Here is a 14,001-nt window from a genome sequence, read left to right as displayed (position 1 = left end):
GATGCCCACTATCAAGTTGGGTATCGCTCTTTATTTAAGTTGTTTGTAGGTATTATTGAAGTTCATAAACAGCAGTGTGTAAGCCATAAATGACGGTTTGGCCATTTTTATCCGGATGTGGATCTTTCACTGGGATACCCAAGAAGGTAAGACCATAAAATCCGGTCACATCTTGCTTAGAATTTGGATAATAATTTTCAAAATAATTGTGTACTTCTACGATACGATAGTCTAGTCCAAGTGTCTGATTTGCTGTATTCCGAATAATTGTATTTAAGCCAGGGTTGTTACTTGTATTTTCCATATACCATTCAACTTGATCATGAATGGTTAGATTTGGATCCATGCCCGATTCGACAGAGTAGCTGTGCAAGTCATTTTGATTATAAGGATTATAAATGGTCATTACCATTAATTTTGCATCTGAGTATTGGTCGATCAAGCCGATGATTTGAGGCCATAAGCTTTCAAATTGTGTTCTGCCAGAGTTTGCAACGCTCCATTGAATATTATAAAAATCTCTCCCTAGCGTAACTTCAGGTGCTGCATCCATAATATCATTGGCACCTATACAGAGTGTAATCACATCTGCTCTTGAAATAAGTGTTTGAAACGATGAGGTTTGGAGATCTTGATATAGGTCAATTGCATTATCGCCAGATACAGATAAATCATAGAAACTATAGTTTGTGTGACTCAAACTAAAATAATCATCCATTTTGTCAGCATATGAATCTATCGTGCCGCCAAAAATATTGTATTCGTAGCTCACGCCACTTGGTATTGAGTCACCTAAAGCGACATAGACGAATTCCTCGGGTACAGGCGGTGGTGAATTAACTGGTGTAACCGTTATTGTAACAGTGATACTATCTTGATTAACATCACTGTTGTATGCATTTATGGTGTAGGAGTAAATGGTATTTGCTTCAATATCTATCGGTGTAAAGTTATAAGTTGCAGTTTCATAATAGGTGGTTGATCGTTTGACTGTTTTGGTTGAGCTTGTAATCGTAGGAGTTGATAGCAAATCTGTAGATGTACCGATTTCACTCCAAGTTATGGCTAAGTCACTTGTTTTCTTTAACGCCACATCAAACGATAAATTTTGATTTTCTGGGATTGTCAAGTTCAGATTAGAGGTTGTAATGTCTATTTGGCTGGTAGGTACTGGTGGATCAGTGGGTTTAGTTGGTTTTGCTGCAAAAGCCAGACTACTTTGGCTAATCAGTAGCACTATTAAGACTAACCCTAAAATACGCTTCTTTGACCTTTTAAGTTTCATAATACCCCCTTTGAAAATATTACAAATAGTTAACATGTAGTTCATACCACTTTAGATCGAAACGAATCACTATAGCGCGTATTTAAAATAAAAAAGCAATGTCCCCAAATTAATTTGGAGAGATTGCTTTTTAAATGTCTTATAATCCCAAAATCGCATCAAGCTCGCCTTTGCGATCCAGTGCGTGTAAATCGTCGCAGCCACCGATGAATTGATCCTCTACGAAGATCTGTGGCACTGTATCCCAGCCCGTTTTAGCCATGATGGCATCAAATTGCTCTGGATTCTCTCTGACATTGATATTTTCATATTTTACGCCCTTTTCATCAAGCTTTCTTAACGCTCTGATGCAGTAAGGGCAAGTAGAAGTGGTGTAAAGTACGACTTTTTTACTCATAGTATGACCTCTTTTCATATTAATATGTTATTTGATGCTTAAAGTGACAGAGTTATTTTTGTATAGTATAATTATTATATATTAAATTGATAATAAAAAAAATAGATAGTAAGAAAGGGGTGAAGCAGATGCTTCTAAATGATTTGTTAGAAAAGAAAGATGATATTTATAGAATTGTGAAAAATAATAATGGCAATCAAGTTAAAGTGTTTGGTTCAATTCTTACTGGAAATATGACCGAAAATAGTGACTTAGACTTTTTAATAAGTTTTACAGAAGATGCAAGTTTGTTCGACCTTGTGGAGATTAAACTTGAATTAGAATCTTTATTTAATAAAAAGGTAGATATTGTCTCAGAAAAGGGACTAAAAGATAATGAAATAGGAATAAGCATTAAAAGAAGTGCGGTGTTAATATGAGTAGAGACCGTACATATGTTAATCAAATATTAGATTCAATAAGTAAAATAAAAGAATATACAACTGAAGGTAGAGACGTTTTTTACTCTACAACTATTATTCAAGATGCAGTAATGAGAAATATTGAAATTATTGGTGAAATTGCGAAACGCATTTCTGAATCATTTAAAAATGAGTATTCAGAAATACCATGGAGAAAAATGGCAGGTATTAGAGATGTTTTGATACATGACTATGATAGTATTGATATGGGAATTGTTTGGAATGTAGTGACAATTGAACTACCTAAAATTGAAGAGCTATTAAATAAAATAGACCGATAAACTCGGTTTATTTTTTTTTTACTAATGAAATTACCATTTTGTGTATAATGTACTAATTTTAGTACATCTGACAAGACAGTTATTTAAGAATTGCATTAGAATATTTATTATCTTATGACAATTTATGTGGAATAAAATATAATGTTTGTTAAAGGAAAGTGACCAAACAGGAGGACAGAGCAACTATGAAGCGGATAAATTTTCCATTGACCCTTGGGCTACTCATCGTCGTTTTTTTGATGTTAATGAATCTGTGGCCAACTTTATTTACCGACAAAGATCCACTCTATGAAGAAACACCTAAGTACATAATGGTGAAAGAAGATGGACAATGGGTTGAGAAATTCGGATATAACCCAATGCCACCTAACAAAGATAACATAATGGGAACCGATGACGCAGGTCGTGATGTCTACACGCGACTGGTTTATGGGACGAGAAATACAATGACACTGGTGTTTATGGTGGCGCTTTTTAGGATGCTCATCGCTTTTCCACTAGGCATCGCAGCAGGTATGGGCATAAAAGTGATCTCTTGGCTCATCAAGGTGTTCAACACCTTCTTTACCGCTGTTCCGATCTTGATTTTTAGTTATATCATCCTCAACATCGCCTACTTCAGAAACCTTCAGATGGACCTTGCCATTCTTGCCTTTGCAGTGGTATTGACTGCGCTTGGCTGGGCGAAGCTCGCAGGTATGATCGAAGATGCAACCGTAAGAGTGATGTCGGAGGATTTCATAGAGGGTGAGATTGCCATCGGTAAAACCAAGTGGCACATCGCCTTTCAAAACGTGCTCCCACATTTGATTCCCGATGCGGTAAGCTTGTTCTTTAAAGAACTGGGCATGGCGATGTTTTTAGTGGCACAGCTCGCTGTCTTCAACGTCTTCGTGGGAGTGACCCGAGAGATAAAAGCACTTGCCTTTAAAGCCAACTACGGTATGATACTCGAACCCGAATGGGGCGGTACCTTATCTCGAATCGCAGTGAATATGCGCAAATTTGATACCGTGTACTGGATGACGTTTTATCCGATTCTACTTTTCAGCCTTGCCATCGTGGGCTTTAACCTCGTGGGCGAAGGCCTTAGAATTGAATTTCAAAAGCGAAATTCGAGGGTCATCAGTTACATTCGCAAATTCTTCTCAACGCTCTCTCCAAAACTATTTCTCTCGGAAATCAAAGCGTTTCGACGCTATTATAAACCCGTTATTGCAAAGGTGCTCGTCGTGGTGATGATCGTCCTCTACTTCGTCATTCCTTGGCATCCAAGTGCATACCAGTTTGATACTGAGAACGCACTTCATCATTTGGACGCACTCTTAGACCCTGCATATATGGGGCGCGTCTCGGGAACTGAGGGTGGCTATCAGGCTGGCGAGTACATTAAGTCCACACTGATCGATTTAGGGTATCAGCTTGAGGACGTTACGATCCCGTATACGGAAGAAAAAGACGGCAAGATACGTCCTAAGGATCTTACACCTGTCTTTGTCAGTGAAGGACAAATTACAGCGAAACTATCTGATGGCAGTGAAAAGGTATTTGAGCTGAATAAAGATTTTGGACTGGTCTCCGTTGGACGTGATGTATTTGACAACCTTGTCGATCAAACCTTTGTCTATAGTGGACTTGCTACGACATCTGAAAAGATAAGTGCGGAGGGCATAGCGATCGACGAGAGTTCACGGATTATCCCTATCGGCAGTGAGTTTCCATACCTAAACGATTATAATGCAAAACCACTTTCATATTATAAAGCGAGTAACCAGTTCAACCTTCGCTATCAAGTGGAATTCTTTATGGGATTTGGTCGTGACCAGTGGTCCTTTGGCACACAAGTGTTTAACACCACAACCATTATCCCGTTTGGCGAACTTTACGATCTACTTGCTGCGGGTAGCTTAGAGATGACGCTTTCCCTTCAAATGCCTGAGCGTCCAGTGCATGATGGCAGAAACATCATCGCTTATCTGCCTGGCAAGGGAAAGACCATAGAAGACCCGGGCGAAACCATCATTATCGGTTCCAGCTACGATGGCTTATACAGTGGAGATATGGATACGGTCTACGCTATGGATGCAACGCCTGCGGCGATAGCTTTAGAAGTTGCTAGGGTACTTGCAAATTTAGAGGAACCGCTTGAAAAATCAGTTCAGTTTATCTTTTGGGACAACCAAGCAGAGGGAAGAACTGGCTCGAAATATACAGGTAGCGGTTGGTATCATCTTGGCATTATGAGAGATATTGAGCTGTCAATGGAAGATGGATTTTACTATATCGATATCAATTATCCAGGCTATATAGAAAATGACACGCTGGATATTACCACACTACCCGCACAAAGAGCCAATGGCAAAAACTATCTGGTAGGTCTTGCCATGGAGGATCGTCTTAAAGAAATGTCGGTGAAATACCATCGCTATCACTATGAATACGGCATGACGGAAGCGCTATCTATGTTAAGACTCAATGCGCTAACCAGCATGGGCATCGGCAATTATGGCAATACACCAGTAAATATGGAATGGGATACTGTGGCACATATCAATGAAGAAATGATGACTGCAATGGGTCAGCTCATCGTAGATACGCTTACCATGAACCCGTATCTTATGATGCCTGCGTCAGAGCTTTCAGATGAAAAAGAGGTGACACCATGAGCAACTTTACAATTGATAGTATAAGCAAACCTAGAAATGAAAGCATAAACAATATTAAAAATGAAGACATGAACAATATTAAAAATGAAAGCATGAACATAACTAATGATGAAAACATAAGTAAATCTAAAGAAGAAAGTATAGACAATTCATCAAGTAAAAGTTTAAATCAATTACCTATGATTGAAGTTAGAGATTTAACCAAAACCTTTGCCATTAAAAGTAAGCTTTTGGGTGTACCAGAAGGCCAAGTTCACGCGGTTAATGGCATCAATTTTCATGTGAACGAAGGGGAAACACTTGGTCTTGTTGGCGAATCTGGAAGTGGAAAATCTACCACTGGCAGACTCATGCTTAGGTTACTTGAGCCGACATCGGGTAAAATTCTTCTGAAAGGGCAAGACATCAGTCAGATTAAAAATCGCGATTTTAGAAGGATGAGAAAAGACCTTCAAATCGTGTTTCAAAATCCTTATTCTGCACTGGACTATAAGATGACGATCGAAGACATATTGATTCAGCCATTACAAATCTTTAAAGTCGTAAGTCCACTGATGTATAAAAAGGAGGTTGCAAGACTTCTCAATCTCGTGGGATTGTCCTCTGAAGATGCTAAAAAGCTCCCACATGAGTTCAGCGGTGGTCAAAGACAGCGTATCGGCATCGCCAGAGCACTTGCGACACGTCCAAAGTTTGTCGTATGCGATGAGCCAGTCTCTGCACTGGACGTTTCTGTTCAGTCGCAGATACTGAATTTAACTATGGATCTCCAAGAGGAGTTTGGGCTTTCTTATCTCTTTATCGCCCATGATCTAAGCGTGATACGACATGTCAGTCATAGAGTAGCGGTGATGTACTTAGGACAAATCGTGGAAATGGGACCGGTAGATGATCTGTTCAACTCGCCATTACACCCATATACCAAAGCGTTGATGTCTGCTGCGCCACTACCAGACCCCAGTAAGACACCGAACCGTATCGCCATTAAGGGAGAAATTCCAAGTGCGATGCAGATTCCAAAAGGCTGTCCGTTTCATACCCGTTGCACACACGCTATGCCGATTTGCAGTGACGTCGTTCCTGAAACCATCACCATAGGTGAAGGAAGAACCATCGCCTGTCATCTTTATCGTCAGGAGGTACAGTTATGACTTTAAAAGGGAATACCGGTAACATTAATCAGCAGAATCAAAATAACAGAGCCTTAGATAAGAATATGAGAAATAAAAAGTTAATCATTAGTCTGTTAAAAAAAGGATTGAGTAACCTACTCATTTTAATAGTAATCTTGGCATTGGTCATTACGGTGACCGCTATACCGATGGATTTTGGCATCTCTTATTATAACGGCGAGACCATGATTAGCATTACAAAAGAACAGGTTTTTGAGAGCATCAAAGCCAACTTTAGAGGTTTTGCCTCAGGCGAACTCTTCAAAACCATGATTAAAAGTGAATCGGTGGGGCAAATCCTCGTACTTGCGCTAAAAAGAAGCTTAATTTTACTGATCTTTGGTACACTTTTAGCCGTGCTGATCGGTCTGGTTAAAGGGATGATCGACAGTAGGCGCAATGGACATATGGGAACGTTTAAACTGCTACAGTCATTGATTCCACTTTCAATCCCCGATATATTGGTGATAACGTTGATCCAGCTAGGGGCGATGGCACTTTATAAAAACGAAACGGCAATTCCGTTCATCGGTGTATTACCATACTTTGGTGATGAAGGTGTCAAAAGTGTACTGTTACCGATTTTATCGATATCGTTATTACCGGGTGCTTATCTGGCAAGAGTCGTAGCAGGCGCCATAGAAGAGGGATTAACGAAGCCATATGTTTTAACCGCTAGGGGAAAGGGCTGCTCTATGAGACAGATCATAACGACGCACCTTTCCAAACCGATCGGTTTTAGTGTGCTGTCAGCGTTACCTGCAGCTATGGGCATCCTGTTTTCAAGCTTGGTTATCGTTGAAATGTTTTACTCTTATAGAGGTATAGGCTATCATTTAATCTATTTTTATACCACCACACTGGTACCGAGAGAATCGGCAAGTATGGCCTTTAGTGCCTTTATCATTGCCCTTGCAGTGTTCTATTATGTGGTGTTCAGTGTTATCAACCTATTAAAGGCATATGTAATGCCTAAAATTAAGTCTGAGTAAAGAAGGAGGTAAGTCATGTCACTGTTAACGATTAAGGCGCTTAAAACTTACTTCTATCTGGATGGCGAAGCCTTTCCCGCCGTAGATGATGTTAGTTTTTCTGTAGAAAAGGGGAAAACGGTTGCGGTGATCGGTGAGTCGGGAAGTGGCAAATCGGTCACGGCTCTGTCGGTGATGGGACTGGTGGATGCGCCTGGACGAGTGGTGTCAGGGGAGGTCATCTATGAGGATCAGGTTTTGACAGCACTCAGCGAAAAGCAGCTACAGGCAATTCGCGGTAAGGAAATCGCGATGATTTATCAAGACCCGATGAACAGCCTTAACCCTTATATTAAGGTGGGCAAGCAAATCGAAGAGGCGATAAAGCTACATGAAAGAATCGACAAGGTGAGCCTGAAAACCAAGGCGATAGAGTTGATGCGAGAGGTTGGCATTACGGATGCTGAAATGAGGTATCATCAGCTCCCCAGTAGTTTTAGCGGTGGGATGCGTCAAAGGCTGATGATCGCCATGGCGATTGCGTGTGAGCCAAAGATTCTCATCGCAGACGAGCCGACGACTGCGCTGGATGTTACGATTCAAGCGGAGATTCTCGATCTTTTAAGGAAGCTACGACATAAAAATCAGATGTCGATCATCTTGAACACGCACGATCTTGGTGTTGTGGCGGAAATGGCGGATGATGTGGTGGTGCTGTATTGTGGGAAGGTCATGGAGATTACTTCTAATAAGAAGCTGTTTGATAAACCGCTGAACCCTTATACACAGGCTCTGATGACGTGTATCCCAAGGATCGACGACCGTAAGAGACGACTTGAAACTATAAAGGGCTATGTGCCTGCGCTGACGAAGCTACCAAAGGGGTGCAAATTCTCAGATCGGTGTCAGCATGCGATGGACAAGTGTCATTTGGAGCTACCTGAGCTAAAAGAACTCGAAGTGGGACATTATTCAAGATGTTGGCTTCATGAGACAGATGCGGTAAAATAGGGTTTGGGTGAAACAAATTAAAAGAGATTTGAAACTGAGAAAGAGGAAATGAATTGCTATGTATAAAGGGATAATTTTTGATCTAGATGGTACTTTACTAGATACACTTGAGGATTTGACGGATGCGGTCAATCATACGATGGCGCAGTTTTCGCTTGAAACGAAGACTTTGGAGCAGGTGAGAAGCTATGTGGGCAACGGTGTGGTCAACCTCATCGAACAATGTGTGCCCGGTGGTGAGTCACATCCACAGTTTGTGGAAATTCTCTCCGAATTTATGTTGTTTTACGAGGCGAACTGCGACCACAAAACAGGTCCTTATGATGGCATATTAGAGTTAATAGATAACCTACATCAGTCAGGTAAAAAGCTGGGCATCGTATCAAATAAGTTCGATACCGCTGTAAAAGAGTTGAACCGTCAGTATTTTCATAGCTGGATCGACTTTGCTCTTGGTGTAACCGATGGCCTCGCTCGCAAGCCAGCACCAGATATGGTGAACGCATGCCTCGCACAGATGGACTTAAAACCAGAGGAAGTGGTCTACATCGGCGATTCAGAGGTGGACTTAAAGACGGCACAAAACGCTGGGATCGATTGCATCAGTGTGCTTTGGGGATTTAGGTCGCGTGAGGTGCTTATTGAGAATGGTGCGACGGTTTTAGTCTCTGATATAGCGGCGCTTAAAGATAAGTTAAATCAATAGATTGTGAATGAATCACCTGTAGACGAATGTTTGCAGGTGATTTTTATGACTGTAGTAACTTATCATATGACTGTATTTTATATAAAGTGAAATTACATTAGAAGTTATTTATTGTATTCACAATTATAAAAGGATGGTTTAATATGAAAAGAAATATATCGCAATTTATTGGGGAACAAAAGACGGATCAGCAATACAGTTTGAAAAAAATACTTTTTCTTTGGCTACTAGTAACATTACCAATGGGACTTTCTAGATTTGTCATTTTACCAAATTTAGAAAGCAAAATAACGATGAATCCTGGAATTGCCTTCTGGTTACTTATGATCTTAGGGATGATGTGGCAATTTGTCCTGTCTTTGATTGTTTTGAAATTGGAGCTTGGTAAATTAACTAAGGGTAAATTAAAAGAACGATTGTGGTTAAATCAACCGATTAGCCCTAAAACAGGAAAGTTCAGTAAAAAGCTATACTGGTTTGTTATTCCCGTTATACTCTATACATTTTTTATTGAGTCGTCTGGATTATTTGATTTTCTAAGTGAAGGATTTTTAAAGCTTTTTCCAATGTTGAAACCACCTTCATTTGTTTTGATTCAAAATCTGGCAACACCTGAATTCGTAGGCGCATGGTATATTATGGGGATCGTTTTGATATCTTCATTATTTAATTATCTTTTAGGTGAGGAATTGTTCTTTAGAGGGGTATTATTACCAAAAATGAACGGTGTTTTTGGACGATGGGATTGGGCAGTTAATGGCATACTTTTTGCGACCTATCACGTCCATAAGATTGAAGAAGTGCCAATTTTCATTATTGGGTCGATTTTCATGTCGTATTTAAATAAAAAATTCCGATCGTTCTATCCCGGATTAATCGTGCATGGTATCGAGTTTATCCCTTTATTCGTAATGGTACTATTAGTTGTATTGGGCGTGGGAATGTAATTATGAGGTGATTGAATGAAGCAATTTCTTGATAAATACAATATAATAAATGAAAAAATACCTTCCATCATGAAGGTTTTTTTTTACATGTCTTTAATAGGACTACTGCTTTTCAACCCAATAACTCCCATAGTCGTATTCTCAGGTTTGTCTTTTTTATTGGTTTTTTATTTTTCTCATAAAAAAATACTTTATGCTACTATGCCCTATAAAATCATCGTACTAGGGGTAGAACTATTTTTATTAACACTGTACCTCTATCAGTTTCAGACAGAGTACACAACCATCGTGTTTATGATTTTTGTTTATGAAATACTCATGCTATTTCCAAATGGATTAGGAATAGCCTATACGATTTTCGGCTATATCACCTATTTGTTTTTTTGGAGTGGTCCAACGATTAATTTATCTCTCTATTTTATTCGTACGATTTCATTTATGTTCGTTATAATTGCGATAACAAGCTCAAAAAAACTATTAGATAATAATAAGCTAATCACTCAATTAAATCATCAGATTATGGTTCAAAATCAAATGATTCAAGAAAGTACAGTGATCAACGAAAGAAATAAAATCGCTGAAGAAATGCACGATACGGTTGGGCATACTTTAACAGCTTCTATCGTTTTACTTGATAGTGTAGAGCATTTGATGGACAAAAATCCAGTACAAGCTAAGGAGATGTTAGCTAAATCAAAGCGTTTACTAAAGGATAGTTTGTCAGATGTGAGACAGGTTGTTCGAAATTTAAAGGACACAAGTGTAGATTATAGACTAAGCCTTGAAGTGAGAATTGAAGCGCTGATAGATACAGTGACTCAAACAGAGAATTTAAATGTCAAACTTGAGTATGAATTAGTAGATGCTCTCCCTTCATTACACGATTATGTTATTTATAATGTTATAAGAGAAGCTTTAACGAACATAATGCGACATTCAAATGCAAGAAATGTTTACATCAATTTACATCAGCACAGTTTAACTTATGAAGTTAATATTCAAGATGACGGTATAGGCAATGACCAAGTGAATTTTGGATTTGGATTAAATACGATGCGACAAAGGGTTGCTGCTCTAGGCGGGAGCATATTGGTTAATAGTAGTCAAGAAACGGGATTTGCTATTAAAGTGAGTATACCTGTTGTTCAAGAAATGGAGATAGACGATGCCCCAAGTAAAAATACTCTTAGTTGATGACCAAAATATCATTTTAGAAGGATTAAAAGTACTCGTTGAAAGTGAACCCGGTTTCTGTGTGGTAGGAACAGCAAGTACAGGTGAAGAAGCAGTGCAATTATCAAGTGTTCTGTCACCTGATATAGTTTTAATGGATATTCGAATGCCTGGAATAGGCGGCGTTGAAGCGACACGTCAAATCAAAGCTTTAAATTCTCATATAAGTGTTTTGATTTTAACCACATTTGATGATGATCACTATATTATAGACGCATTAAGTTATGGTGCTTCGGGATATCTTTTAAAAGATATTGGTAGGGAAAAACTAATAGATGCTATAAAAGAAGCTATTGCAGGTAATTTACTGATAACGGGAAAAGTAGCCTATAAGTTAGCTAGGACGATCAAAGAAAATAAAACCTCTCAGGAGACTGGCAAATCCAAACATTATGATTTTACTGAAAGAGAACTAGAAATTATTGAATTGATGTTGAAAGGGTTTAGTAATAAAGAAATTTGTGAGACCCTATATTTATCTGTCGGTACTGTAAAGAACTACATGTCCACCATCTACTCAAAGCTTGGTGTCAATGATCGAAATAAAGCTATTCTAATGTTGCAGAAAATAGTGTGATATAAGTAGAGAAGTAATGGGATATGATTAAAAGTATAGAAAAGAGTGTCTTCACAGACACTCTTTTTTGTTAGTATACATAAAGTCTATGGTATAACGACAATTTTATGTTATATAACAATGAATAGTCAAATTCTAGCTAGACATGACTGCTGAGAATACTCATTTTAATAAATCTTATTACATGTACAATTTTTTTTATATTGCAGTTTGTTAAAAATTGGATATAATATTATTACATAATTGTTATTTTGACAGAGTGAGTACGACCTCATTGCTTTACAGAGAGCTTATATGAGAGGAGGAGTACTGTGCATACATATGATTTAAAACACTTGAATATAAAAAATGTACTTCTTAGAGCCCTTTCTTATCTGATAAGAAAATAGGGCTATTTTCGTTTTTTATTACTAGAAAAATGGGCGTATATGGAGAGATTCGTATTAAAAAGTTTTTTCTTTGATAGTCATCACAGAGGTGATTACCACCAGTTTACTAGGACTCCAGTATGATTCTTATGCAGATGGCATGAGAAAAAGTAAGATAGTAAAAATCAAACCACAACTTTTTATTATCATGGCGATGAGATTATTAACGAGGCTACCGCAGCTATGTAAAAGACGCTCACGGCGACGTCGTGAAGATGATAAATGCACAAGGCACTCAAGTCGCAAGCTACCAGTACGAAGGATACAGACTACTCACATCGAAAACCGGAGCAGAAGTAAATCCATTTAGATGCATTGGCGAATACTTCGATGAGGAAACGGGCTTTATCTACCTTAGAGCGAGATACTATAATCCAAGATCATGAGGTTTATTACGGAGGACACGTATGTCGGTGTGCTCACCAACCCATTGAGTCAGAATAGGTATTCGTAATGCGAAGGCAATCCAGTCAGTTTCGCAGATCCAACTGGACATGCTGCTTATCGAATTGGAGGAATAGACAATGCACCAATATTTGAATTTGATCACGGATATCAGTATGATCCTAATGCAGTTGCAACTAAATCTGATTATAAGAATTGGAAAGCATAGGGACGAAAGGCCTGGCTTGCTGGATTCGCTCCTTGGTTAGATGACGCTGCAAAGATGTATCAGCACTATAGAGGTAATACCGGAACAGATGTAGAGATTGATTTTGAAAGGGCGTATAAAGAGGATGATGTTATTAAAGCAGCAATTGATAACGAGATTTTAATAATGCAAAATTTTGTAAAGACATCTTACTCAAACGGTGAAGGTACCTCCTTTGAAATAATAGGAGGTCTGCAAAGCGTAAGTAATGGAACTTCTGAAAACTGGCAAAAAACAATTGGGGCATTTTACACTTATGGATTTGCAACTGCAACAATTGATCCAAGTACTGGAACAGCCTATATGGAAGTAACTTTTTATATGGAAGATATGTATAACTTTAATCCTGGACAGGCTGATATTGCGTCTGGAACACCTGATGCGGTAAATGGAAGATTTGGTGAGTTAGGATGGGCATGTGAGTTTAAAACATATGGTTCATTTACCAAAACAATCACATGGAGTTTGTCAAAAGTTTTAGTACAGGAACTAAGAAAGGAGGAGGCAGATGAAAAAAGTATTTGATATTATTACCTCAAAGTTTTTCCTTATGGGGTTAATTATTATAGCAGTTGCTTTACTTGTTGTATTTATTATGCGTCATAATAGTTCATTAGATCAACGTGATGCAAGTGAAATAGAGTATAGAACTGATACGCAACCAATTATTGACCGTTTCCCATCATTGCCTGCTTTTAAGTCATGTCATTGGAAGGCTAACACCATTGGTAGAATAGATTTTGGTCCAACAAATTACTGGATGAATGGTTTCATTGTCCTAGAAAATGAATCCTTTTTAAAACTTTTAAGTGATTATATTTGGAAACCAGTAAGTGTAAAATTTCCCAGAGGTATTGAACCTGAAATTACAACATTAAAGGAGTTTAACTGGTGTTATAATGAAGAATTTGAAACGCTTTTTAAGTCACAATCGTTTATAGGTGACGTTTACCTTGACACTTTGAATGGAGTATTGTACTTTTCTGTAGAAAACCACTGAAAATAATTAAACTACAACCTTTTATTATCATGGCGATGACATCATTAACGAAGCCATCGATGGACAGCTCACCGCCACCAACCTAAAGACCTATTGTATGATGGGGCGCATCACACCAACCGGCTACCGCAGCTATGTAAAAGACAGTCACGGCGACGTCATGAAGATGTTAAATGCACAAAAGGCACCCAAGTCGCAAGCTACCAGTACGAAG

Annotated in this window: 15 protein-coding genes; 13 read left to right on the top strand and 2 right to left on the bottom strand. The window is 38.6% G+C overall.

Annotation, left to right across the window (positions count from 1 at the left end; genetic code table 11):
* Positions 1–52: 52 nt before the first annotated feature.
* Positions 53–1,285, bottom strand: coding sequence for a GDSL-type esterase/lipase family protein (locus AC4PID_RS01410; protein WP_492133802.1), 1,233 nt, complete (start codon positions 1,283–1,285; stop codon positions 53–55).
* 139 nt (positions 1,286–1,424) lie between these two features.
* Positions 1,425–1,682, bottom strand: a complete 258-nt coding sequence (grxC, locus tag AC4PID_RS01405; protein WP_492133801.1) for a glutaredoxin 3 — start codon at positions 1,680–1,682, stop codon at positions 1,425–1,427.
* A 128-nt stretch (positions 1,683–1,810) separates the two neighbouring features.
* Between grxC and AC4PID_RS01400 the strand changes: the two genes are divergently transcribed.
* The 13 genes from AC4PID_RS01400 to AC4PID_RS01340 all read left to right on the top strand — a co-directional run bounded on the left by AC4PID_RS01400 (position 1,811) and on the right by AC4PID_RS01340 (position 13,787).
* Positions 1,811–2,101: a nucleotidyltransferase family protein gene (locus AC4PID_RS01400; protein ID WP_492133800.1), complete on the top strand. Its 291-nt coding sequence runs from the start codon at positions 1,811–1,813 to the stop codon at positions 2,099–2,101.
* Positions 2,098–2,424, top strand: a complete 327-nt coding sequence (locus AC4PID_RS01395) for a HepT-like ribonuclease domain-containing protein (RefSeq protein ID WP_492133799.1) — start codon at positions 2,098–2,100, stop codon at positions 2,422–2,424. Before AC4PID_RS01400 ends, AC4PID_RS01395 begins: the two co-directional genes overlap by 4 nt.
* Before the next feature lie 185 nt (positions 2,425–2,609).
* Positions 2,610–5,090: an ABC transporter permease gene (locus AC4PID_RS01390; RefSeq protein ID WP_492133798.1), complete on the top strand. Its 2,481-nt coding sequence runs from the start codon at positions 2,610–2,612 to the stop codon at positions 5,088–5,090.
* Positions 5,087–6,241, top strand: a complete 1,155-nt coding sequence (locus AC4PID_RS01385) for an ABC transporter ATP-binding protein (protein ID WP_492133797.1) — start codon at positions 5,087–5,089, stop codon at positions 6,239–6,241. Before AC4PID_RS01390 ends, AC4PID_RS01385 begins: the two co-directional genes overlap by 4 nt.
* Complete coding sequence (locus AC4PID_RS01380; RefSeq protein WP_492133796.1) at positions 6,238–7,254, top strand: ABC transporter permease subunit; 1,017 nt, start codon at positions 6,238–6,240, stop codon at positions 7,252–7,254. The genes AC4PID_RS01385 and AC4PID_RS01380 overlap by 4 nt, the downstream gene beginning before the upstream one ends.
* Before the next feature lie 15 nt (positions 7,255–7,269).
* Positions 7,270–8,244 (top strand): ABC transporter ATP-binding protein, encoded by a 975-nt coding sequence (locus AC4PID_RS01375; RefSeq protein WP_492133795.1) that lies wholly within the window; start codon positions 7,270–7,272, stop codon positions 8,242–8,244.
* Between the two features lie 58 nt (positions 8,245–8,302).
* Entirely contained in the window at positions 8,303–8,950 is a 648-nt protein-coding gene (locus AC4PID_RS01370; RefSeq protein WP_492133794.1) for an HAD family hydrolase, read from the top strand.
* Between the two features lie 143 nt (positions 8,951–9,093).
* Positions 9,094–9,897, top strand: a complete 804-nt coding sequence (locus AC4PID_RS01365) for a CPBP family intramembrane glutamic endopeptidase (protein WP_492133793.1) — start codon at positions 9,094–9,096, stop codon at positions 9,895–9,897.
* Positions 9,898–10,098: 201 nt separating this feature from the next.
* Positions 10,099–11,091: a sensor histidine kinase gene (locus AC4PID_RS01360; RefSeq protein ID WP_492133792.1), complete on the top strand. Its 993-nt coding sequence runs from the start codon at positions 10,099–10,101 to the stop codon at positions 11,089–11,091.
* Entirely contained in the window at positions 11,063–11,707 is a 645-nt protein-coding gene (locus AC4PID_RS01355; protein WP_492133791.1) for a response regulator, read from the top strand. The genes AC4PID_RS01360 and AC4PID_RS01355 overlap by 29 nt, the downstream gene beginning before the upstream one ends.
* A 637-nt stretch (positions 11,708–12,344) precedes the next feature.
* A complete protein-coding gene (locus AC4PID_RS01350; protein WP_492133790.1) occupies positions 12,345–12,521 on the top strand; it encodes a hypothetical protein in 177 nt (58 codons plus the stop codon).
* Between the two features lie 281 nt (positions 12,522–12,802).
* A complete protein-coding gene (locus AC4PID_RS01345; RefSeq protein WP_492133789.1) occupies positions 12,803–13,312 on the top strand; it encodes a hypothetical protein in 510 nt (169 codons plus the stop codon).
* Positions 13,296–13,787, top strand: coding sequence for a hypothetical protein (locus tag AC4PID_RS01340; RefSeq protein ID WP_492133788.1), 492 nt, complete (start codon positions 13,296–13,298; stop codon positions 13,785–13,787). The genes AC4PID_RS01345 and AC4PID_RS01340 overlap by 17 nt, the downstream gene beginning before the upstream one ends.
* Positions 13,788–14,001 lie beyond the last annotated feature (214 nt).

Source organism: Fusibacter sp. QWL-12 (genome assembly GCF_058683495.1).
The sequence above is the reverse complement of the archived record's forward strand: the minus strand, read 5'-3'. Positions and strand labels throughout refer to the sequence as shown.

Bases quoted from the DNA above. Each gene is read 5' to 3' on its own strand.
- AC4PID_RS01385 (WP_492133797.1), top strand. From the start codon at position 5,087: ATGAGCAACTTTACAATTGATAGTATAAGCAAACCTAGAAATGAAAGC.
- grxC (WP_492133801.1), bottom strand. From the start codon at position 1,682: ATGAGTAAAAAAGTCGTACTTTACACCACTTCTACTTGCCCTTACTGC.
- AC4PID_RS01395 (WP_492133799.1), top strand. From the start codon at position 2,098: ATGAGTAGAGACCGTACATATGTTAATCAAATATTAGATTCAATAAGT.
- AC4PID_RS01400 (WP_492133800.1), top strand. From the start codon at position 1,811: ATGCTTCTAAATGATTTGTTAGAAAAGAAAGATGATATTTATAGAATT.
- AC4PID_RS01340 (WP_492133788.1), top strand. From the start codon at position 13,296: ATGAAAAAAGTATTTGATATTATTACCTCAAAGTTTTTCCTTATGGGG.
- AC4PID_RS01365 (WP_492133793.1), top strand. From the start codon at position 9,094: ATGAAAAGAAATATATCGCAATTTATTGGGGAACAAAAGACGGATCAG.
- AC4PID_RS01370 (WP_492133794.1), top strand. From the start codon at position 8,303: ATGTATAAAGGGATAATTTTTGATCTAGATGGTACTTTACTAGATACA.
- AC4PID_RS01355 (WP_492133791.1), top strand. From the start codon at position 11,063: ATGCCCCAAGTAAAAATACTCTTAGTTGATGACCAAAATATCATTTTA.
- AC4PID_RS01375 (WP_492133795.1), top strand. From the start codon at position 7,270: ATGTCACTGTTAACGATTAAGGCGCTTAAAACTTACTTCTATCTGGAT.
- AC4PID_RS01345 (WP_492133789.1), top strand. From the start codon at position 12,803: ATGTATCAGCACTATAGAGGTAATACCGGAACAGATGTAGAGATTGAT.
- AC4PID_RS01390 (WP_492133798.1), top strand. From the start codon at position 2,610: ATGAAGCGGATAAATTTTCCATTGACCCTTGGGCTACTCATCGTCGTT.
- AC4PID_RS01410 (WP_492133802.1), bottom strand. From the start codon at position 1,285: ATGAAACTTAAAAGGTCAAAGAAGCGTATTTTAGGGTTAGTCTTAATA.
- AC4PID_RS01380 (WP_492133796.1), top strand. From the start codon at position 6,238: ATGACTTTAAAAGGGAATACCGGTAACATTAATCAGCAGAATCAAAAT.
- AC4PID_RS01360 (WP_492133792.1), top strand. From the start codon at position 10,099: ATGCCCTATAAAATCATCGTACTAGGGGTAGAACTATTTTTATTAACA.